We start from the raw sequence: 19,585 nt of genomic DNA on the forward strand, positions 1-19,585 counted from the left end.
CGAATTCTCTCCTCCCGCAACGCCCTCGCCGGACGCGTCTCAGCCCTCGTCGAACCGTGCCGCGACGTTCTCCAGCGCCACACGGAGCTGACGCTCGTTGAACCGGCGTATCACGGGCGCGCCGACCTTCGTGAACGCATTTTTCGGTAGATCGTACGTCGCGGCGTACGTCAGCTCCGTTCCACCCTTGACGGGCGCGAGTCGGAGATCGATGGTCCCGGCGAGCCGCCCCCGGAGTTCGAATACGTGGCACTCGGGCGGATCGTAGACGGTCTGGACGATCTGGCCGTCGACCTCGACTCCAGCCATTCGGTAGGTGTACGAGAGGCGTTTCCCGCCGTTTTGCAGCCGTTCGACGTCTCTCACGTCAGTGAGCCCGGGCGTGATCGCCGCGTGGTTCTCCGGGTCGTCGAGGAACGCGAACACGGTCTCGGGATCGGCCGCGACGGCGATCGCGTCGCTCGCGGCGAACGGATCGTCGCTCATACGTCACCGTCTCCGGTTGTCGTCGCTCGGGTCATTCGTTTGAGCGGGGGTTGACGTACGCCTCGACGAGCTTCCGCTCGGCCGCCCGCAGGTGCTGGTGGAGCGTCTGTCTGGTGATTCCCATCTGCTCGGCGATCTCCGAGCCGTCGACCGGTCGAGGCCACTCGAAGTACCCGTTCAGCTCCGCGGTCCGCAGTGCCGTCCGCTGTCTGTCGGTGAGTTGGTCGTCAACGGCGGCCGCGAACTCCGTCAGGCTCCGGTCGCGGCTCTCGCGCTCGGACCGCGACCAGAGCGTCACGCCCTCGTACTCCGCCCGGAACACGTCGAGCACTCGTCTCACGTCCTGCTCGGGCCGCGCTTCGAGCGTCACGTCCGCGCCCTCCGCGCTGGCTGCGACCGCTACCACGACGACCCCGTACTCGGCGAGCCGCGTCAGCGGCGGCGCGTCAGTCAGCGTGACCGCCGCGGTGAGATGCTCGTCATCGGCCGAGACGGAGCGAACCGTCTCGACGAACGGGAGGTCGTCGACGGCGTCGACACCGGAATCGGGCGACTCGACGTGGACATACAGCTCGCAGGCGTCGTCGAGTCGGGTCGTTCCGAGGTGCTCGACGGTCCCGCCCAGGGCGGCCGCGATCCGCGACAGCGAGAACGAGGGGTCGTCGATCTCGACACGGAGTTCCACGACGTGGTCCGTGGTGAGGATCCGGGCGGTTTCGACCGAGTGGAGCCCGTTTGCGATCATCTTCCCGACGGACTCGCACACCCGCTGCTCTCGGGGACCGAGCGGGTCCTCCTCGTCGCCGTAGATCCCGAGGAGCCCGTATCGACGGTCCCCGTACGTGACCGGCGCGATGACCAGCCGGCAGCCGCCGACCGCGTTGGGAGCGAGATGCGCGTCGGACCCGTTCACCGCAGTACACTCCGTCGCCTCGTTGGTCTCGGCCGCCTGCCGGACCGCCGGCGGAACGTCGTCGATCGGAATCGCGGTTCCCGGTTCGACCGTGGCGCCGCTCGAAGCGGTGATGTCGAGCTGACCGGTCGCCGACGAGATTTCGGCGATCCAGGCGCCGGCGTACCCTTGTTCGGTGGCGATCTCCTCACAGATGCGCTCGGCGATCGATTCGGCATCTTCGCCCTCGACGAGGATCCGCGTGATCTCGCTGAGGAGGCCGTTCACACGCTCGAGCACCCGGTCGAGCGCCTGTCGTTCGCTCGCGAGCTTCTCGGCGCGTTCCTCGGCGAGCCGCTCCGCGTTCTCTCGGTCGCTCGCGTCGGTTTCAACCCCGACGTAGCGAGCGATCTCGCCCTCGTCGTCGTACACCGGCGCGACCGTGAGGTCGTTCCACAGCGGTGTCCCGTTGCGGCGGTCGTCGCGGATCTCGGCGGTAATCTCTTCGGTTTCCGCGTCCGCCTCCGCGACCCGCTCGACGGTTTCCGGATCCGTTCCCGGTCTCTGGAGGAATCGCGGATTCCGGTCGGGGGGCTCCTCGGTCGGATATCCCGTCTGCTCGACCCGGGCGCCGTCGGCGTACGCGACCGGGTGGTCGGAGCGCTCCGGGTCGCCACCGTCGACGCCGGCAGGCGACTCGGCCGCCGCCCGCTTCACCTCCGTCGCGGACGGCTTGCGGGCCGAAACGTCCCGTTGCGCGTCCGACTGGGAACCCTCGGTACAGCGGGCCAAAACGTCCGACACCAACCGCTCGATCGATCCGGCACCGTCCTTGTGACGGACCTCGGCGGCGCCGCGTTCGAGGGCGCCGGCCGCGCGCGCCTCGTCGTCGTCCGCGGTGAACAGCACGACGGGGACCGACAGGTCCGCGTCGGTTATCGCTTCCGCCAGCGAGACGCCGTCGTCGCCGGGGAGCGCGTGTTCGCTCACGACGCAGTCGTACGCCGTCGTGACCGCCTCGGCGACCGCAGCGGTCGCGGTGTGGGCCGTCGTCACGTCGAACCCGGCCGCGTCGAACGCGGATTCGATCGGCCCGATTCCGTCCGCCGGATACACCAGGAGGGCTCGAAGAGACGACATACCATTCAATGATCGTCTGCAGGATTAAGCGTGGTGTCGATGAATCGGCGCGCGGACGACCGTCAGAGACAGGGGACGGGAGCGAACGGTGTAACGGAGATAACAAACCCTAAACCCCGGCTCGGCGACCGATCCCGTATGCATTTGCGGTTCGTCGGGCGGCTCGGGCTCGCGGACGCGGTGACGGTGGCGAACGCGGCGGTCGGCTTCCTCGCGGTCGTCGCTGCCGCCGTCGACCCTCGGCTCGCGGCCCGCCTCATCCTGCTCGCCGCGGTCGCGGACGGACTTGACGGGGTCGTGGCGCGTCATCGCGGATCGACCGACGCCGGGCCGTACCTCGACTCGCTGGCCGACGTGGCCTCGTTCGGGGTCGCGCCCGCCGCGCTCGTGTCGTTCGTCCTCCTCGACACGCGGTCGTTCGCTGCCGACCCGATATTCGTCGCCGCGGGCGTCGCCGTCGGGGGGCTGTTCGTCTCGATGGCAGTCGCCAGACTCGGGATGTACACGGCGTACGACGCCGACGAGCGCGAGACGGTGGGCGTGCCGACGACGCTGGCGGCCACGGTACTCGCCGCGGCCGTCATCGCGGGCTACACCGCCCCCGCGCTGCTCGTCGCGGCGACCGCGGCCTTCGCCCTACTGATGGGATCGACGGTCACGTACCCCGATCTCCACGCCCAGGACGCGCTCGTGATGGGCGTCGTGCAGGCGGCGGTGATACTCACCCCGCTCGGTCACATGGTCACGGATCTCCTCCCGGCGTGGATCGGCGAGGGATTCGCGTTCGCGCTGCTGTTCCTCTCCGTCGGCTACCTCGTCCTCGGACCGCGGTTCTACTGGGGGGACGGGATCCGACCGCCGAAAGACGCGGGGGACACTGAGGACGCAACCGACGTGACGGACGCTGAGGGCGGGACCAGCGCGACCGACACCGACGCCGTCGAAGACAGCGGCGCCTAGGCCGTCATCGCGTCACGGGGCGGGAACGGGTCGAACCGAACGGAGCGGGTCGGAACTGATCGAAACGGACCGCAGAACGAGTTCGGGGACGTACCCCGGAACGGCTTATAAGAGGTCGTCGAAGTCCTTGTAGCGGGTGATGTCGACGCCATCGTCGGTGACGACGGCGACGTTGATCCCGTTGCCGGACGCGAGGTCGCGCTCGACGGCGGACTGGATCGCCTTCGCGGCCATTTCGGTCGCCTCGTCGACGGTCACCTCGTCGTGGTACTCCTGTTCGAGGACACCGAGGGCGTACTGCGAGCCGGAGCCGGTGACGGTGTACTCTTCCTCGGTGGTGCCGCCGAGGGCGTCGATGGAGTAGATGTGAGCGCCCTCGTCGTCGACGCCGCCGAGGATCGGCTGGACGATGTAGAACGCGCCGGAGCGGAGAAGGTTCCCGGTGAGCGTCGACAGCGCCTCCATGGACATGTCCTTGCCGCGGCGCGTCTCGTAGAGGCTCGTTTCGGCTTTCAGCGTCGAGATGAGGTTCTGGGCGGCGGAGACGGAGCCGGCGATGGTCAGCGCGCCGCGGGGGTGGACCTCCTCGACCTTCTGGACGTCCTTCGAGGAGACCATCCCGCCGAGTGAGGCGCGCATGTCCGTCGCCATCACGACGCCGTCGGCGGTCTTGATGCCGACCGTCGTGGTGCCGGTTTTCATCTCGCCCTCGCCGTCGGCCTGCGCCGCGCGGCGTTCGCTGTGTTCGAACTCGCCGATCTCCGGTCCGAAGACGGGCTGATCGCGGCCTAACTCCTCGGCCGGTCCGTCAGAGAGGTCGCCAGTCGGTGTTCGCATTGAACGTTCGTTGGCTCGGCGCGCTGATAAAGGCAACCCTTCGGGGACCGACCGCCGGTTCCGACGGGTCTATGCGTGGGGAATCTCTTAAATATCGCTTATAAATAATCGGATACACAGTACGAGGGTGTATCGGCGAGACAGCGTCTGTTTCGGCGTCTCTGCTATCTCACGCGACCCATTCGCTTCAGACCGGCTGCGGTGGCGTGCCTCCGAGCGGGCCACCGGCCCGCGGGGGAGTCGCGAGGGAGTCGGACCGGCGCAGCCGCGCCGGTCCGACGAGGCTGGGGAGGCGCGAGGTGCCGTACGGTTGCGGTCGGGTGAGACTCAAAGCCGCTGGGGCTTTGGAAGTGTCCACCGTCGATCCGCCGGTAACTACTTATAAATCCCGACCGGCGTCGAAACGCTGACGCTCCAACGAAGGGAGCACTTTCCGAAACGAACCGTCTTGAAAACGGAACGATCACAACGCCGCCAGTACGTTCACTCCTCGGTGGCCTCGTACACCTCGCCGGTGGTCTCGACGAGCCGGCCGATGGGGACGTTGACGCCGAGTCGCTTACGGGCGAAGACGGCTACTGGGAACAGCGAGATCCCGGCTGCGACGGTCGCCTGGTGCAGCCCGAAGAGAGCTGCCGTGTGGATGCGGTCGAACATGGGTCTTCGAGCGACCGGAACCGTGGTGAGTATATATACTTTTTGTCCAGCTCCCCGACCCAATGCGGCCGCAGTCATGCGTTTTTCGATCGTTGATTAACATTCCTGAAGTATTTAACCCGATCCGGCGATCGCTGTATATCGACGGTGAGGCGAACACGGCTCGTTTCCATAACTTATGCGAATCCGCCGTGGCTCGTGCGCTTCGCGTTCGGGCCGTCGTCGAGCAGTGTGCCGTGTTGTCTAGCGTCACGGGGTCCGTGGCATTCCCGATGCACCGCCGCGGCCGATCGTCCCGGACCGAACGCGATATACTGGTCCATTGCCTACCGCACGACGTGCAGAACGTTACGGAAAAAACGCGGAACCCGTTCGGAATGCACCCGGACTGCGGGTCGTTCGTTTCCGGCTACGGCGACGCCAACGCCGACTTCCACGTGATCGGCGACCGCCCCGGTGTCCACGGCGGCGTCGACGCCGGCGTCCCGTTCACCGGCGAGCCGTGGTCGGACAGGTTCCTTTCCGCGCTGGTCGACAGCGGGCTGATCGCGGGGTTCGATGCAGTCGGGTTCGACGACGCGACCACCGACGATCCGACAGACGAAACCGGGAGGCTCGACCCGATCGTCGCCGATCGGACGTTCTTCTCGTACCTTCACATGTGCGTCGCCGACGGCGTCCCGGACGAGGCGTCGTACGACGACATGGAGCGGTTCTTCGACGCGGAGCTCCGAGCGATCGCGGCCCACGTCCTCCTCCCGGTCGGCGCCCGAGCGACCGACCACGTCCTCCGGCAGTACACGTCGCGGGCGCACAAGACGGCGATCGATATGGACGCGCTCCACGCCGAGGAGCTGCTCGGCTCCGGATGGCTCGTCGTCCCGATCAAAGACCCCGCCGAGTGGACCGGAGACGACGGGGACCGGCTCGCTGCGGCGCTCCGAACGCTCCAATCGACGGACTTCCGCCGTGAGAGCGACCTCGGACGCTTCATCGCCGGCAGCGACCCGTACCTCGTTAGGTGACGCGCCGCGAAGCGCGGACCGCCATCGCCTGTCGCGGCGGTCCGTGCCGTCGGCCCCCCTCGATCCGATCCGCCGTCTGATGGATGTGCGGTTCCGACGCGTCTACGCGGTTCCGATCGGGCCGTTCGGGATGAACTCACGATATTTGTGTTCGAACGTCATTCATTCGCGGGTCGCTGCTGTCATATTTGTCACTACTCCCTGAATTTTATACCGGTCACCGTCATTCGTCAGTAGACGCCCGACCGATCGGGCGTCGGCCGTAGGACTGGTACTCCATACGGCGGCTTGGTCAGCATCGGCCCTCACGGGCCGTTTTTGTGCCGCATGGTCCCCGCTATCACTCCGCCAGCAGCGCGTCGAGGTACTGCCCGACGTGGTCGTCCATGCGCCGCTTGAACCCCGCCCGCCGCGCGAGTCGGTCGAGTTCACGGGAGACGTAGGTCCCGTACTGGACCGCCTTCTTGTCCGCCGTCCGGACCGACTCGGGTACACGATCGGTCGCTGCCCGCCGGAGCGCGACCTTGCGCTCGCCGTCACTCGCGAGCAGTTCGCCCGGCAGCGCGAGCGCGGCCGCGACGAGTCGGTCGTCGAGCAACGGCGCGACCGGCTCGACCCCGGCGGCCCGGAGCGCGAGCACGTCGCGTTCAAGCTGGTTCGGGAGCGTCCGAACGGTCTCGGTCCGCGCGCCTCGCACCGTCTCTGCCGCAACGCGGTCGTCGCCGACGGGGTCGGCGACCTTGCTGTAGCCGCCGAACAGCTCGTCCGCGCCCTGTCCCACCGCCAGCCGGCCGACCCCGTCGGCCGCGGCCGCCTCTGCCACGAGGTACAGCGGGACCGCGATCGCGATATCCATCGGGTTTCGCCGGCCGGTCGCGGCGGCGACCTCGCGGGTCGCGCGTACGAGGCCGTCGTGAGAAATCTCGACGACGCGGAGGTCCAGCTCCATCGCGGCGGCGGCCTCGCGGGCGGCCTCGACGTCGTGACACCCCTCGAAGCCGGCGACGTAACACGGCGCGTCCGGGACCGCGGCGGCGACAACCCCGGAGTCGACGCCGCCGGAGAAGGCGATCGCGAGGTCGTCTCCGTCCGCTCCCGCATCGCAACCCGCGTCGATATCCCCGAGCGCGGCGTCGAGCGCCCGGTCGACCGCGCCCTGTCCACGCTCCGGATCGACCGCCTCCTCGGCCGGAAGCGACCAGACGCGCTCGGTCCCCGCGCGTGACGTGACGGTCCCGGCCGGGGCCGGTTCCGGCTCGCCGAGGTCGGTCCGGTCGAAGCTCCACGCGCCGGGGTCGGTCGGGGCCACGCCGGACGCCGGATCGACGGCGCGTTTCTCGACGAACAGCGGCTGGCGGCCGAGCACGTCTCGGACGAGAACTGGTCCCTCTCGGTTCGGTGGGTCGTGAAGGAGCCCGGCGAACCCGCGTCCGCCGGAGAGAGAGTCGGCGTCGCTGAGGGCGTCGCGGACGCGATCGGGCGGCGCGCCGCGCAGGTCGGAAGAGCGAGAGCCCGTCATCGTGGTCAGCGGAACGCGTTCAGCGCGCGGAGCGCGCGACGCTTGGCACCGCCGCCGAACTGACGGAGCGAGACGCGCCACGGGGTTCGCTTCCCGACGACGCTGGTCCGACCGTCGGCGATGCCGTCCAGGATCGCTTCGGCCGAGCGGTCGTCGGCGCCGACCTCGGTCACGGCCTGGCCGACCATCTCCGAGATGTGGGCGTCGCTGCCGGCGGTCATCGGGATCCGGTTTCGGATCGCGAACTTCTCGGCCTGTCGGTTCGAGCGTCCGGTGAACAGCCGGGAGTTGTACACTTCGAGGGCGTCAGCGCTCGCCAGCTGCTCGTCGGTGATGTGGGCGGCGACGCCGTGGCGGGACTTCTGAAAGGGGTGAGGAACGACCGCGATCCCGCCCTGACCGCGAATTCTGTCGAGCGTCTCATCATAGGGGAGCCCGCTCTCGACGCGCTCGTCGATGCCGAACGCGAGGACGTGACCCGCCGCGCTCGTCACCTCCATGCCGACGATACCGACGAGCCCGTAATCGGGGGCCTTCTCGGCCGCCTCGATGCTGGCGTCGATCTCGTCGTGGTCCGTGATCGCGAGCGCGTCCAGCCCGACCGCCGCCGCCTGTTCCAAGAGGAGGTCGACCGGGTCGCGCCCGTCGTAGGACAGCGCGGAGTGCGTGTGCAGCTCGACCGATAACACGCGCTCAGGTTCGGGCGTGGTCTTCAAAAGCACCCCGGTCCGCGGCTGTTCGGATCGCAGCGACCGCACCGAGTCCTCGCGGCTGGGGGTTCGGCGGAACTCACCAGCGACCTGTCATCAACGACTTCGAAAAAACGACACCTCACGGACTAATCAGAACGCGCTTTTGCCGACCGTCTCCCGGTACGTCCCGGTCCCTCGATGGCTCGACTCGTCCCACGTCTCGACCGCGACCAGCACGCGGGTGTTTACGGCGTCGCCCGGCGCGTCCTCGATACGGAGCGTCGAGTCGCCGACGCGGGCGACGGCCGCCCCGCCCTCGTCGCCGGTGACCATCACCTCGATCACGTCGCCGGGGGCGTAGTCGGGGGTCGAGCTCCGGAACTCCAGCCCGGCGAAGAACTTGTCGAGGCGGCTCATGCGCGCGACACCTCCTCGGACGGCCGGTCGGGAATGTACTCCCGTCCGAACCCGGTGATCGCGGCGATCAGGAAGACGATCACGAGGAACCAGCCGTGGAATACGTACGGCACGACCTCGATTGGGTTGACGACCATCTCGGGGCCGTACTGGGCGCCGAGCCCCTCTGGCCCGACCATCACCTGATACCCGACGAGGACGCCGCCGGCCCACGGGAAGATGTACCCGAGCGCGGAGGTGTTCGCGTCCAGGATGTTCGCCCGCCGGTAGCCGTTGATGTTGAACTTCTCCCCGATCCGCGCGATGTACGGCGCGATCGCGATCTCCGCGGCGGTGTTGATCGTGATCATCCCGTTGATCGTCGCCGTGCCGAGGACCATCGTCAGTTCGGCCCGGCGGACGTTGGTCGCGACCGAGTTCAGGAGGAACTCTTGGATGGCCTCGAAGCCGCCGCCGCGGATCATGATCTGCGCCATCGACACGATAAGCAGCGTCAACACGATGAGCGGGAAGAAGCCGATCGCACCCGAGTACAGGCTCCCGCCCACGCCCGCGGTCTCGCCGACCGCGACGAACGGCAGCGAGGTGAACGTCCCGGCCTCGGTCACGGTGAACACGAGAATGTCGCTCACCGCCGAGAGCCCGAAGGCGAGGTTGAACGCGACGGCGACCACGATCCCCCACGAGATCGCCTCGACGATGTGTCGGCCCGCGACCGCCGTCGCGATGACGACGCCCATCGAGATCAGGTGGACCAGCCCGGGGGCAGTCGCCGTCTCGCGGAGCGCGACCGACCCTTCGAGGCTCGCGCCCGACAGCACCGAGCCCATGATCAGGTACGCGATGAACGCGGGCACCGCAGCGACGATGGCGTATTTAAACCGCGAGGCGACGACGCCGCCGATATCGGCGTCTTGGGTCACCGCGCTCACGATCGTCGTGTCGCTCACGGGCGCGAGGTTGTCGCCGAAGACGGCGCCCGATAAGATCGCGGCGAAGAGTAGCACGGGGTTCGCGCCGATGAGGACGCCGGCCGGGAAAAAGAGGGTCACGAACGCGACGGTGGCGCCGTATCCCGTCCCGATCCCGGTCGCGAGGAGGCCACAGAGGACGAACGCGGCCGCCGGGAACGTCGAAGCACCGACGTTCAAGGCGTCGGCAGCGAAGATGAGCCCCTCGACGAACCCGCCGACCTGCAGCGTCGCGGCGAACATGCCGGCCCACAGCCACGCGACGATCGCCGTCGCGGCGACGCGCTGGGTCATCCCCTCGAAGATAGTGTCGGCGTACGCCTTCCAGTCGCCGCGCGCGAAGAACATCCCGAGGATCGTCCCGATCAGCGCCCCGATCACCAGCCCGTCAGTACTGCCGATTCTGAGGACGCCGCTCTGGAAAACCGCCCAGACGATGAAGAACGCGAGCGGGACCGTGCTCATCCACTTCCCGCCGTAGAACGTGATTCGCGGCTCCGAGTCGGTCCCTGTCTCGGCGTCGGCGCTGAGACCGCCGTCGGTCGCAAGCCTACTCTCGGACGCACCGGGACCGCACCGGTCCGGCTGACCGTCGCCTGACGGGCCGCAGTCTGGTGGTTGGTCGCGGGTCCGATCAATCGGGTCTTCGTCGGATGGCTCGTCCATGTATCTTCCCCACGCGCCCGGTCATCGACGACCTACCTAAACCCTCGTGTCCTGGTTCTGTCGGCGCTTCGCGTCTCACTCCCGCTCGCGTCACCGATTTGCGTCCCCGGAGCCAACCCGAGCAGCTCACAAGAACACCCTTAAGGACCCCGGCATTGACCTCACACACGGGAACAGCACAGCTGCAGATCCGACGCGCCGGGGCCTTTTCGCCCGCGGCTTGGGAATGTAGCAGTGCGCCGACGCCTCCGGCGTCGCGGTCGGGCCGTCCGCTTGCGCGGGCCGTCCGGTCGGATCGCTCGCACCTGCGAGCCGTCCGTCAGCCGCGTCGCGCGGAGTCGCGGTCACGTTGCGGTTGTGCCGTTCCAATCAGATACACAATGGCACGAATGCACACGCGCCGTCGCGGTTCGTCCGGTTCGGACAAGCCGGCGACGGACGAGAACCCGGAGTGGAGCGACGTCGACGTCGAGGACATCGAGTCCCGCGTCGTCGAACTGGCGGAGCAGGGCCACGACCCCAGCGTCATCGGACTCAAGCTCCGTGACGAGGGCGTCAAGGGCGTTCCGGTGCCCGACGTGAAGCTGGCAACCGGTAAGAAGCTCACCGAGATCCTCGACGAGCACGACGCGGAGCCGGAGTTCCCCGAGGACCTCTACAACCTGATGACCCAGGCTGTCCGCCTGCGCGAGCACATGGCGGAGAACGGACAGGACCACCAGAACAAGCGCGCGCTCCAGAACACGGAGTCGAAGATCCGCCGCCTCGCGAACTACTACCGCGGCGACAAGATCGACGAGGAGTTCACGTACACCCACGAGTACGCCGCCGAACTCATCGACGACGAGTAGCGACTCCGACAGGCAACCGACCGACGCGACAGTAGGTCGCGACGAACCGACGCGACGCACCGACGCATCGACCCACGACGAATCGACCCACGATCACACCACACGACCGCACCCACCGAATGACCGAAGCCACATCCGCCACGCCCGCCCCCGACGCCCTCGCCGGCGTCCTCGCGGACGCGCCGTTCGTTCGGCTCGTCGCGACCGACGACGGCGACGCAGTCGCAGCCGCGGGGCTGCTCGCACGGGCGCTCCGGACGCTCGGCACGCCGTTCCAGGTCCGCGTGTCCCGCGATCCGCTTCCCGACGCCGGCGACGACGCCGTCGCCGTGAGCATCGGCGCGGACCGCGGCCCGCACGCGATTTCCGGCCTCGGGCGCCCGGCGAGCACGGACGCGTTCGCGATAGCGCGCGCACTCGGCGCCGACCCCGATCCGGTCGTCGCCCTCGCGGGCGTCGTCGCGGCGGGTTCCGTGCCCGGCACGGACGGCTCGGGTGACGCGCTGGAGGCGGCCGAACGCTCGGACCGCGTCCACCGGCGACCCGGCGTCGCGCTCCCGACCGCCGACTTGGCAGACGGGCTCGCGGCCTCGACGCTCGCCCGGACGCCCTACTCCGGTGACCCCGAGGCCGCGCGCGCGGCGCTCGCAGATCTCGGGCTCCCGGCGGACCTCGACGACGACGCGCACCGGCGACTCGCGTCGTTGGTCGCCGTCGACGTCGCGGACGCCGAGGGCGCGAGCGAGCGAGCCGCTTCGGCGGTCGAGCGCGCGCTCCGCCCGTACGCGACGGCCGGAGATGCGGCGCTGTTCGAGACGGTCGGCGGCTACGCCGACGTGCTCGACGCGCTCGCTCGCGAGGCTCCCGGCACGGGGGTCGCGCTGGCGCTCGCCGACGATCCGAGCGGCGCGCTTCGGACCGCCGCGCTCGACGCATGGCGCACCCACGGACTCGCCGCGCACCGCGCCCTCGACGGCGCGACGACCGGCCGGTACGACGGCTGTTTCGTCGCGCGTGTCGACCTCGCGGAAGACGGGGAGGGTGAGGACGGAGACGCCGCGCGCAACGCGGCCGCCGTCCTCCCGACGATCGCTCGGCTCGCCCGGGACTTCCGGTCGCCGGAGCCCGTCGCCGTCGCGGTCGACGAGGCCGCGGGTCGGCTGGCGGTGGCGGCGACGGAACCCCTTGGGCTCGGCGACGCCTGCCGGTCGGCGGCCGGCGAGGTCGGCGGCGACGGCTGGGGGAGTACCGACCGCGGCGGAATCGCGGTTGGCGCGGCCGACGAGAGCGAAGCGACCGACGGCGACATCACGAGCGCGCTCGCCGCGCTCAGGGAGGCGCTATGAGCGGGGAGGCCGCTCGGAGCGGGGAGGCCGCTCGGAGCGAGGCGTCGACCCGGACGGCGACCGTCCGGACGACCCACGCCGACGCCGCCCTCGTCGCCGCCGCGCTCGCCCCCGATGAGACCGACTCGATGGCCACCCGCGTCGACGGCGACGCGATCGAGTGCGTCGTCGAGCGACCAACCACCGGCGGACTGCAGTCGACCGTGGACGACCACGTCGTGAACCTACGCGTCGCGGACCGACTCGTCGAGCGCGCGAGGGCGCACCTCGCGGCCGACGACGGAGCGCGCCGCTCCGACACCAACGGCGACACCGACACCAACACATGAGCGAACGATCCGTATCCAAGAGCAGAGAACAGAAGCGCTGGTACTCCGTACTGGCGCCCGAACAGTTCGACCGGCAGGAGCTCGGCGAGACGCTCGCCGAGGAGCCCGACCAGGTCGTCGGCCGCACGATCACGACGACGCTGGGCGAGCTGACCGGCGACTCCGGCGCGAACAATACGAAGCTCACGTTCAAGATCACCGACGTGGGCAGCGACACGGCCTACACCGAGTTCATCACGTACGAGCTCACGCGCGATTACCTGCGCTCGCTCGTCCGCCGCGGCGCCTCGAAGATCGAGGCGTCGATCACGGTGCTGACGACGGACGACTACCGCGTCCGCATCCAGCCCGTCGCGCTGACGACGAAGAAGGCCGATCGCTCACAGGAGAAGGCGATCCGCCGCGTCATGATCGACAAGGTCCACGCGGCCGCCGAGGAGCGCACCTTCGAGGCGTTCGTCGACGCGGTCGTCGAGGGGAACCTCTCGTCGGCTATCTACGGCGAGGCGAAGCTGATCTACCCGCTGCGCCGCGTCGAGGTCCAGAAGCTGACGCTCGAGGCGCGACCGTCCGAGGTCGCCGCCGAGGAAGAAAGCGCCGTCGACGTCGACGCCGACGAAGTCGCGGTCGACACCGACGAGTAACTCTCGCCGAGCGCACCCGCAGTTTTTCCGTTTATTGACCGCGTAGCGGCGCATCGGTGCGAACCACCGCGAGGGAGTCGACCGGCGCTTATAAGCGCCGGCCGACGAGGCTGGGGAGGCGTGAGGTGCGGTTGCTGTGCGGTGCGGGGTTGGGACTCAAAGGGGCAGCCGCGAGGACGAAGCACGGCGTAGCAAGCACCGCAGCGAGCAACGTGAGCGAGGAGCACAGCAAGCCGCGCGAGTCCTCGCGGCTGGGGCTTTGGAGGCGTTCACCGCCGATCTGCGGTTTGCTATTTATAAGCGAGCGGCTGAGGGCTTTGAAGATGCTCGCCGACGATCCACCACCAACCACTTATAAATAGGGGAGCCACAGCTCGGCGGCGTAGCGGCGGAGGGCGTCCTCGTCGGTCGGCAGGCGTCGAATCTCCATACCTCCGACTGCGTCCACGCTGTTTAAAAGGACTACCGTGCCCTGCGGAGGGTCCGCATCCCCCGAGATCCGGGAGACGAAACCTTGAAACGCGCCTCGGGCGAACCGAAAGACATGGAACTGCGGGTCATCGAGAAGACCGACACGGAACTCCGCATCGAGATCGCCGGCGAGGACCACACGTTCATGAACGTGCTGAAGGGCGTCCTGCTGGAGACGGACGACGTCGCGGCCGCGACCTACGACATGAACCCCGAGCAGTCCGGCGGCCAGACGGAGCCGGTCCTGACGGTGAAATCCGAGACCGGCGACCCGCTCGACGTGCTCGCCGACGCCGCCGGGTCGATCACCGACCGGACGGGCGCGCTGCGCGACGCTGTGAAGGCGGCCTAACCACCCACGAATCCTCTCTGGCGTTCTCTTTCGCTCACCGACAGCTCTCTGGCGTTCTCTTTCGCTCACCGACGCCTCTCTCCGGATCGAACGCGCGAGCGAGGGGCATACCTAAGTGCCGACTCCCAAAACGTGGGGGTATGCCGCCGAGCGTACTCATGCTGGGATGGGGATACCCGCCGAACATCACCGGCGGGCTCGACGTCCACGTCGGTGAACTGTTCTCGGGACTCCGCGACGACTTCGAGGTGGACGCCACCCTCGTGTTGCCCGCGGAGTTCGCACCGGACGACGAGCCGGGGATCGAGCCCGTCGAGACCGGAGAGGGCGACGTCGCGGACCGCGTCGGTCGCCTCAGTAACCGGTTCGCAGAGCTCGCGCCCGACCACGACGTGATCCACACCCACGACTGGTTCGGGTACGGTCCCGGTCGACAGGCCGCCCGCGCGTCCGACGCGACGTGGGTGTCGTCGTTCCACTCGCTGGCGAGCGACCGCAACATCGACCCGCCGACCCGCGAGGTCGAGACCGAGCGCCGCCTCGCGAACGCCGCGGACACTAACATCGCGGTCAGCGAGCTCGTCCGCGAGGACATCAAGGAGCTGTACGACGCCGACTCCCGGGTCGTGTACAACGGCTTCTCGACCCCGGAATTCTCCGGGAAGGACGTGCGCGAGGACCTCGGAATCGACGGCGAGATGGTGTTCTTCGTCGGTCGACACACCGACCAGAAGGGGATCTCGCACCTGCTGTACGCGATGCGGAAGCTCCGCCGGCCCGACGTGACCCTCGTCGTCGGCGGGTCGGGCCACCAGACCGATCAGCTGAAGCGGTTCGCCGAGCTGCTCGGCATCGACGACCGCGTCGAGTTCGTCGGCTACGTCCCGGAGGCGGAACTCGGCGACTACTACGCCGCCGCCGACGCGTTCGTCTCGCCGTCGTACGCGGAGCCGTTCGGCATCACGATCACCGAGGCGCTGGAGGCCGGAACGCAGGTCGTCGCGACCCGGTCGGGCGTCGCGGAGGTGCTTCCCGACGGCTGTCTCGTGGAGGTGGAGGTCGACTCGGAGTCGATCGTCGACGGGATCACGACCGCGCTCGACCGCGAGCAGCCGCCGGAGTACGAGCGTCGTGAGTGGTCGGACGTCACCGAGGACACGCTGGCCGTGTACGAAGACGTGGCGTAGGGCGCCTGAAACCGGTTATCTCTTTCGACTCGTTTCTGTCGCCGCCGTCGCCGATTACTCCTCGTCGTCGCCCACGTCGTCGTCGCGGTACACGTCGAACTCGGTGGCGGTTTCCGGGTGGGTGATCCGGAACCCCTCTGCGGTCTCGATCACGCCCCGAGTGCTTCCCGACCCGCCGCCGTACGGGCTGTCCTCGCCGTCGACGCCGCTCCCGCCCTGATACGGCGATGTGTACGGCGAGTCCGACACGGGCTCGTCGAAGTCCTCCGGCGGGAGATAGATCCGCTCGCCGCTCGCTGAGCGAACGACGACCGCGATGTCGCGAGTCCCGGTCACGTCGATGACGGTCCGCTCTTCCGTGACGCGCGTGTCGATATCGATTTCGTCCATACGCCACGTTGCGGACGGGGACGGTTTATCCCTACCGGCCGTCGGAGACGAGTGCGGTCGCGATCGGGGCATCCGAACGCTGGTCGGGGTGGTGAACCCTTTTGTGCAGTCGCGTCGAAACTCGACCCGATGGACGTCAACAGCCATGCCGAGGAGCTCGCCTCCGACCTCGGTGTCGACAAAGAGGAGGTCAAAGCCGACCTGCAGAACCTACTGGAGTACAGCGTCCCGATCGACGAGGCCAAACAGAGCGTCCGCCGGAAGCACGGCGGCGGAGGCGGGGGATCGACCCCGACACCCGACGTCGTCGACGTGGGCGAGATCACCACGGACAACGACGGCGTGACGGTCACCGTCCGCGTGCTCACGCAGGGGACTCGCACGATCCGGTATCAGGGCGACGACCTCACGATCCGCGAGGGGGAGATCGCCGACGAGACGGGCGTGATCTCATACACGGCGTGGTCGAACTTCGGGTTCGAACCCGGCGACTCGCTAACGATCGGTAACGCCGGCGTCCGCGAGTGGGAGGGCGAACCGGAGCTCAACCTCAACGACTCGACGACCGTCGCCATCGCCGACGAGCCCGTCGAGGTCGACCGCGAGGTCGGCGGCGACCGGAGCCTCGTCGACATTACCGCGGGCGACCGCGGCCGAAACGTCGAGGTCCGCGTGCTGGAGGTCGACGAGAAGACGATCTCCGGACGGGACGGCGAGACGGAGATCCTGGAAGGCGTCGTCGGTGACTCGACCGCGAAGCTCCCGTTCACCGACTGGCAGCCGCGCTCCGAGCTGGAGGCGGGCACCGACCTCCGCATCGAGGACGTGTACGTCCGCGAGTTCCGCGGCGTGCCGTCGATCAACCTCACCGAGTTCTCGACGGTGACGCCCCTCCCCGACCCCGTCGAGGTGGCCGAGGACGCGCCCCGCCTGTCGGTTGCCGAGGCGGTCGGCTCCGGCGGGATGTTCGACGTGGAGGTCGTCGGCAACGTCCTCGAAATTCGGGACGGATCCGGGCTCATCGAGCGCTGCCCGGAGTGCGGCCGCGTCGTCCAGAACGGGCAGTGCCGGAGCCACGGAGATGTGGACGGCGAGGACGACCTCCGCGTGAAGGCCATCGTCGACGACGGGACCGACACCGTCACGGTCGTCTTGGATGACGAGCTGACCGCCGAGGTGTACGGCGGCGGCCTCGACGACGCCCTCGAGGCCGCGAAGGACGCGATGGACAAGGAGGTTGTCGCCGAGGCGATCGCCGACTCGCTGGTCGGGCGCGCCTACCGCGTCCGGGGAAACCTCTCCGTCGACGAGTACGGCGCCAACCTCGACGCGAGCGAGTTCGTGCTCGCGGACGACGACCCGGCTGACGCTGCCCGCGCCGCGCTCGCGGAGGTGGGCGAATGAGCGACGACGGACCGGGCGCCCGCGAGGTCGCTCACCGGGTGTTCGCCGCCGAGTTCGACGACGCCTCACTCTCGTACTCCGAGAGCGATGAGGAGCGCGCGCCCAACTACGTGGTCACGCCAACCGGCGCGCGCGTGAACCGCCTGTTTACCGCGGGCGTGCTCACCGAGGTCGAGCGCGTGAACGACGAGACGCGCCGCGGGCGGGTCGTGGACCCCTCCGGCGCGTTCGTCACCTACGCCGGCCAGTACCAGCCCGAGGCGCAGACGTTCCTCGAACGCGCCGAGCCGCCGGCGTTCGTCGCGCTCACGGGCAAGGCGCGCACCTTCGAGCCGGAGGACTCAGACCGGGTGTTCACTTCGGTCCGCCCCGAGAGCCTCAACGCGGTCGACGCCGACACCCGCGACCGATGGGTCGTCTCCGCCGCGGAGGCCACCCTCGACCGGCTCGCCGTCTTCGCGAAGGCCCTCGACTCGGACCTCCGCGGCGAGGAGCTCCGCATCGCCCTCGAATCCGGCGGCGCGCCCGCGTCGCTCGCGGCCGGGGTCCCGAAGGCCATCGCTCACTACGACACCTCGACCGCCTACGTCGAGGCGCTCCGCCGGCTCGCCGTCGACGCCCTGAAGCTGATCGCCGGCGACCGCGACGAGGTCCGCGCACCCGAAATCGCGCCCGACGTGGGCGGCGAGGCCGCGATCGGCGCGCTTCCGGAAACGGACGTGACGATCGAGGCGCCGCCGGAGTCGACCGGTGACGAGGGAGTGGCAGACTCGGGAGCCGAGCCGGTGGCCTCCGAACCGGACGAGCCCGCCTCCGAACCGGACGAGCCTGCCTCCGAACCGGACGAGCCCGCCTCCGAACCGGAATCGGCGGTGACAGGCGACGAGGAACCCGCTGGGGCCGAGCCCGACGACGGGCTCACCGACGAGCCCGCCGACCAGGAGCCCGACGACGAGAGCGACGGGCTCGGCGACTTCGACGCCGGGACGGACGACACCGAAACCGTCGAATCCGGCGGAGACGACGCCGAGGTCGACCTCGACGAGCCGTCGACCGAGCCCGCGTCCGACGAGATGTACGAACTCGACGACGAGGAGCGCGAGGAGATCGAGTCGGAGTTCGGGACCGATTTCTCGACCGGGAGCGAAGTCGACGAGCCGGGCGAGGCCGACATCGACGTCCCCGACCCAGAGGGGATGGAGGAGTCGCCGACCGAGGAGGCCGCCGCGGAGTCGGCCCCCGACTCGGAGTCAGAGAGTGAAGAGTCGGCCGACGACGTCGACCTCGAAGCCGCCGCTATCGAGGCCATGGACGCGCTCGACGACGGTGACGGCGCCGACCGCGAGGCGGTCGTCGAGGCGGTCGTCGACGACCACGGCGCCGCCGCCGACGCGGTCGAGGACGCGATCCAAGACGCGCTGATGAGCGGGAAGTGCTACGAGCCGGGCGACGGCGTGCTCAAGCCGATCTGATGGCGTCGGGCGCGTCGCCCGCGGTCGAGCCGGTGGTCGGCGAACCGGCGGCCGTGGCCGACCTCGGCGATCGACGCGCGCTGCTCGTCGCCGACGTACACGCCGGCATCGAGGTCGGGCTCCGCTACGAGCGCGGGGTCGAACTCGACAGCCGTGCCGACGAGCGCCGCGAGCGACTCTGTGACCTCATCGCCGAGACCGACGCCGACCGACTGGTAGTCCTCGGCGACCTCGCACATCGGATCGCGGCCCCCGAAGGCGACGAACGCGAGGAGCTGGAGGCGCTGATCCGCGCGATTACCGACCGCGTCCCGATGACGCTCGTCGAGGGGAACCACGACGGCGGGGTCGCGGAGGCGTTCGCCGACGATCTCGACGTGATCGGGGCTAGCGGGGGCGTGCTCGGGGGGAAGGATGGTCCGACCGCCGGCGTCGGCGTCCTCCACGGCCACACGTGGCCGAACCCGGGGCTGCTCGACGCCGACGTGGTGTGTATGGGCCACGAACACCCGCAAGTCCGGTTGGAGGACGCGGTCGGCGGCTCGCGTGTGGAGCGCGCGTGGCTCCGCGGGACGCTCGATCCGAACGCGTTCTTAGAAGGTGGTGAGGCCGACCCGGATGCCGTCGCGGACCCACCCGAACTCGTCGTCTTCCCCGCGTTCAACGAGCGCTCCGGTGGCACGTGGATCAACGTCGACGGCCAGTCGTTCCTCGCGCCGTTCCTCCCCGACGCGCTGCCGGCCGGCGACGCGTACCTCCTCGACGGAACGCGGCTCGGCGATTTCCGGCGGGTGTGAACGGGTGAATCGCCTCGGGGTCAAGCCCCGAGGCTTCCCGTTTCCACGACGTGACTTGCAGACACGGACTCGAAGTGAGT

20 protein-coding genes and 1 pseudogene are annotated in these 19,585 nt (G+C 69.1%); 11 read left to right on the forward strand and 10 right to left on the reverse strand.

Features of this window, described 5'->3' with window-relative positions; translation table 11 throughout:
- Positions 1 to 39 precede the first annotated feature (39 nt).
- On the reverse strand, positions 40 to 486 hold the full coding sequence (locus tag ACNS88_RS04700; protein ID WP_435094397.1) for an SRPBCC family protein: 447 nt from the start codon (positions 484 to 486) through the stop codon (positions 40 to 42).
- Between the two features lie 31 nt (positions 487 to 517).
- Positions 518 to 2,518 carry a bacterio-opsin activator domain-containing protein gene (locus ACNS88_RS04705; RefSeq protein WP_435094399.1) on the reverse strand — a complete coding sequence of 667 codons (2,001 nt, stop codon included), beginning with the start codon at positions 2,516 to 2,518 and terminating at the stop codon, positions 518 to 520.
- Positions 2,519 to 2,656: 138 nt separating this feature from the next.
- On the opposite strand from ACNS88_RS04705, the gene ACNS88_RS04710 reads away from it, so the two are divergent.
- On the forward strand, positions 2,657 to 3,478 hold the full coding sequence (locus tag ACNS88_RS04710; RefSeq protein ID WP_435094402.1) for a protein sorting system archaetidylserine synthase: 822 nt from the start codon (positions 2,657 to 2,659) through the stop codon (positions 3,476 to 3,478).
- Positions 3,479 to 3,583: 105 nt separating this feature from the next.
- On the opposite strand, the gene psmB is transcribed toward ACNS88_RS04710, so the two are convergent.
- On the reverse strand, positions 3,584 to 4,315 hold the full coding sequence (gene psmB / locus ACNS88_RS04715) for an archaeal proteasome endopeptidase complex subunit beta (RefSeq protein ID WP_435094404.1): 732 nt from the start codon (positions 4,313 to 4,315) through the stop codon (positions 3,584 to 3,586).
- A 483-nt stretch (positions 4,316 to 4,798) separates the two neighbouring features.
- Positions 4,799 to 4,972 carry a hypothetical protein gene (locus tag ACNS88_RS04720; protein WP_435094406.1) on the reverse strand — a complete coding sequence of 58 codons (174 nt, stop codon included), beginning with the start codon at positions 4,970 to 4,972 and terminating at the stop codon, positions 4,799 to 4,801.
- A gap of 338 nt (positions 4,973 to 5,310) precedes the next feature.
- Between ACNS88_RS04720 and ACNS88_RS04725 the strand changes: the two genes are divergently transcribed.
- Positions 5,311 to 5,997 carry a uracil-DNA glycosylase family protein gene (locus ACNS88_RS04725; RefSeq protein WP_435094408.1) on the forward strand — a complete coding sequence of 229 codons (687 nt, stop codon included), beginning with the start codon at positions 5,311 to 5,313 and terminating at the stop codon, positions 5,995 to 5,997.
- A 340-nt stretch (positions 5,998 to 6,337) separates the two neighbouring features.
- On the opposite strand, the gene ACNS88_RS04730 is transcribed toward ACNS88_RS04725, so the two are convergent.
- The 4 genes from ACNS88_RS04730 to ACNS88_RS04745 all read right to left on the reverse strand — a co-directional run bounded on the left by ACNS88_RS04730 (position 6,338) and on the right by ACNS88_RS04745 (position 10,262).
- Positions 6,338 to 7,516, reverse strand: coding sequence for an asparagine synthase C-terminal domain-containing protein (locus tag ACNS88_RS04730; RefSeq protein WP_435094410.1), 1,179 nt, complete (start codon positions 7,514 to 7,516; stop codon positions 6,338 to 6,340).
- 5 nt (positions 7,517 to 7,521) lie between these two features.
- Positions 7,522 to 8,205, reverse strand: coding sequence for a PHP domain-containing protein (locus tag ACNS88_RS04735; protein ID WP_435094412.1), 684 nt, complete (start codon positions 8,203 to 8,205; stop codon positions 7,522 to 7,524).
- A gap of 153 nt (positions 8,206 to 8,358) precedes the next feature.
- Entirely contained in the window at positions 8,359 to 8,625 is a 267-nt protein-coding gene (locus tag ACNS88_RS04740; RefSeq protein ID WP_435094414.1) for a DUF7513 family protein, read from the reverse strand.
- Positions 8,622 to 10,262, reverse strand: coding sequence for a Na+/H+ antiporter NhaC family protein (locus ACNS88_RS04745; RefSeq protein ID WP_435094416.1), 1,641 nt, complete (start codon positions 10,260 to 10,262; stop codon positions 8,622 to 8,624). The genes ACNS88_RS04740 and ACNS88_RS04745 overlap by 4 nt, the downstream gene beginning before the upstream one ends.
- A 380-nt stretch (positions 10,263 to 10,642) precedes the next feature.
- Between ACNS88_RS04745 and ACNS88_RS04750 the strand changes: the two genes are divergently transcribed.
- The 4 genes from ACNS88_RS04750 to ACNS88_RS04765 all read left to right on the forward strand — a co-directional run bounded on the left by ACNS88_RS04750 (position 10,643) and on the right by ACNS88_RS04765 (position 13,432).
- Positions 10,643 to 11,113: a 30S ribosomal protein S15 gene (locus ACNS88_RS04750; RefSeq protein WP_435094418.1), complete on the forward strand. Its 471-nt coding sequence runs from the start codon at positions 10,643 to 10,645 to the stop codon at positions 11,111 to 11,113.
- A 119-nt stretch (positions 11,114 to 11,232) separates the two neighbouring features.
- Positions 11,233 to 12,459, forward strand: a complete 1,227-nt coding sequence (locus ACNS88_RS04755; RefSeq protein ID WP_435094419.1) for an exonuclease RecJ — start codon at positions 11,233 to 11,235, stop codon at positions 12,457 to 12,459.
- Entirely contained in the window at positions 12,456 to 12,788 is a 333-nt protein-coding gene (locus tag ACNS88_RS04760) for a KEOPS complex subunit Pcc1 (RefSeq protein ID WP_435094421.1), read from the forward strand. The genes ACNS88_RS04755 and ACNS88_RS04760 overlap by 4 nt, the downstream gene beginning before the upstream one ends.
- A complete protein-coding gene (locus ACNS88_RS04765; RefSeq protein WP_435094423.1) occupies positions 12,785 to 13,432 on the forward strand; it encodes a 30S ribosomal protein S3ae in 648 nt (215 codons plus the stop codon). Before ACNS88_RS04760 ends, ACNS88_RS04765 begins: the two co-directional genes overlap by 4 nt.
- Before the next feature lie 358 nt (positions 13,433 to 13,790).
- Here the strand turns inward: ACNS88_RS04765 and ACNS88_RS04770 are convergent.
- Positions 13,791 to 13,862, reverse strand: a pseudogene (locus tag ACNS88_RS04770) (GNAT family N-acetyltransferase); the annotation flags it as partial.
- 114 nt (positions 13,863 to 13,976) lie between these two features.
- Here ACNS88_RS04770 and ACNS88_RS04775 point away from each other — a divergent pair.
- Positions 13,977 to 14,255, forward strand: a complete 279-nt coding sequence (locus ACNS88_RS04775) for a DNA-directed RNA polymerase subunit L (RefSeq protein ID WP_435094425.1) — start codon at positions 13,977 to 13,979, stop codon at positions 14,253 to 14,255.
- A 158-nt stretch (positions 14,256 to 14,413) separates the two neighbouring features.
- Complete coding sequence (locus tag ACNS88_RS04780; RefSeq protein ID WP_435094448.1) at positions 14,414 to 15,442, forward strand: glycosyltransferase family 4 protein; 1,029 nt, start codon at positions 14,414 to 14,416, stop codon at positions 15,440 to 15,442.
- Positions 15,443 to 15,496: 54 nt separating this feature from the next.
- On the opposite strand, the gene ACNS88_RS04785 is transcribed toward ACNS88_RS04780, so the two are convergent.
- Positions 15,497 to 15,832 (reverse strand): DUF7510 family protein, encoded by a 336-nt coding sequence (locus tag ACNS88_RS04785; RefSeq protein WP_435094427.1) that lies wholly within the window; start codon positions 15,830 to 15,832, stop codon positions 15,497 to 15,499.
- A gap of 129 nt (positions 15,833 to 15,961) precedes the next feature.
- On the opposite strand from ACNS88_RS04785, the gene ACNS88_RS04790 reads away from it, so the two are divergent.
- From ACNS88_RS04790 to ACNS88_RS04800, 3 genes are read left to right on the forward strand one after another with little or no spacing between them, the layout of a single operon-like run.
- Complete coding sequence (locus ACNS88_RS04790) at positions 15,962 to 17,236, forward strand: Single-stranded DNA binding protein (protein WP_435094429.1); 1,275 nt, start codon at positions 15,962 to 15,964, stop codon at positions 17,234 to 17,236.
- Positions 17,233 to 18,708 carry an RPA family protein gene (locus ACNS88_RS04795; protein WP_435094431.1) on the forward strand — a complete coding sequence of 492 codons (1,476 nt, stop codon included), beginning with the start codon at positions 17,233 to 17,235 and terminating at the stop codon, positions 18,706 to 18,708. Before ACNS88_RS04790 ends, ACNS88_RS04795 begins: the two co-directional genes overlap by 4 nt.
- Positions 18,708 to 19,505: a metallophosphoesterase gene (locus ACNS88_RS04800; protein ID WP_435094433.1), complete on the forward strand. Its 798-nt coding sequence runs from the start codon at positions 18,708 to 18,710 to the stop codon at positions 19,503 to 19,505. Before ACNS88_RS04795 ends, ACNS88_RS04800 begins: the two co-directional genes overlap by 1 nt.
- The last annotated feature ends 80 nt before the right edge of the window (positions 19,506 to 19,585 follow it).

The sequence above is a fragment of the Halorubrum shenae genome (genome assembly GCF_051194165.1).
Lineage (GTDB): Archaea > Halobacteriota > Halobacteria > Halobacteriales > Haloferacaceae > Halorubrum.

Coding starts and splice junctions, on each gene's coding strand:
- ACNS88_RS04700 (WP_435094397.1), bottom strand. CDS start 486: ATGAGCGACGATCCGTTCGCCGCGAGCGACGCGATCGCCGTCGCGGCC.
- ACNS88_RS04705 (WP_435094399.1), bottom strand. CDS start 2,518: ATGTCGTCTCTTCGAGCCCTCCTGGTGTATCCGGCGGACGGAATCGGG.
- ACNS88_RS04710 (WP_435094402.1), top strand. CDS start 2,657: ATGCATTTGCGGTTCGTCGGGCGGCTCGGGCTCGCGGACGCGGTGACG.
- psmB (WP_435094404.1), bottom strand. CDS start 4,315: ATGCGAACACCGACTGGCGACCTCTCTGACGGACCGGCCGAGGAGTTA.
- ACNS88_RS04720 (WP_435094406.1), bottom strand. CDS start 4,972: ATGTTCGACCGCATCCACACGGCAGCTCTCTTCGGGCTGCACCAGGCG.
- ACNS88_RS04730 (WP_435094410.1), bottom strand. CDS start 7,516: ATGACGGGCTCTCGCTCTTCCGACCTGCGCGGCGCGCCGCCCGATCGC.
- ACNS88_RS04740 (WP_435094414.1), bottom strand. CDS start 8,625: ATGAGCCGCCTCGACAAGTTCTTCGCCGGGCTGGAGTTCCGGAGCTCG.
- ACNS88_RS04745 (WP_435094416.1), bottom strand. CDS start 10,262: ATGGACGAGCCATCCGACGAAGACCCGATTGATCGGACCCGCGACCAA.
- ACNS88_RS04750 (WP_435094418.1), top strand. CDS start 10,643: ATGGCACGAATGCACACGCGCCGTCGCGGTTCGTCCGGTTCGGACAAG.
- ACNS88_RS04755 (WP_435094419.1), top strand. CDS start 11,233: ATGACCGAAGCCACATCCGCCACGCCCGCCCCCGACGCCCTCGCCGGC.
- ACNS88_RS04760 (WP_435094421.1), top strand. CDS start 12,456: ATGAGCGGGGAGGCCGCTCGGAGCGGGGAGGCCGCTCGGAGCGAGGCG.
- ACNS88_RS04765 (WP_435094423.1), top strand. CDS start 12,785: ATGAGCGAACGATCCGTATCCAAGAGCAGAGAACAGAAGCGCTGGTAC.
- ACNS88_RS04775 (WP_435094425.1), top strand. CDS start 13,977: ATGGAACTGCGGGTCATCGAGAAGACCGACACGGAACTCCGCATCGAG.
- ACNS88_RS04780 (WP_435094448.1), top strand. CDS start 14,414: ATGCTGGGATGGGGATACCCGCCGAACATCACCGGCGGGCTCGACGTC.
- ACNS88_RS04785 (WP_435094427.1), bottom strand. CDS start 15,832: ATGGACGAAATCGATATCGACACGCGCGTCACGGAAGAGCGGACCGTC.
- ACNS88_RS04790 (WP_435094429.1), top strand. CDS start 15,962: ATGGACGTCAACAGCCATGCCGAGGAGCTCGCCTCCGACCTCGGTGTC.
- ACNS88_RS04795 (WP_435094431.1), top strand. CDS start 17,233: ATGAGCGACGACGGACCGGGCGCCCGCGAGGTCGCTCACCGGGTGTTC.
- ACNS88_RS04800 (WP_435094433.1), top strand. CDS start 18,708: ATGGCGTCGGGCGCGTCGCCCGCGGTCGAGCCGGTGGTCGGCGAACCG.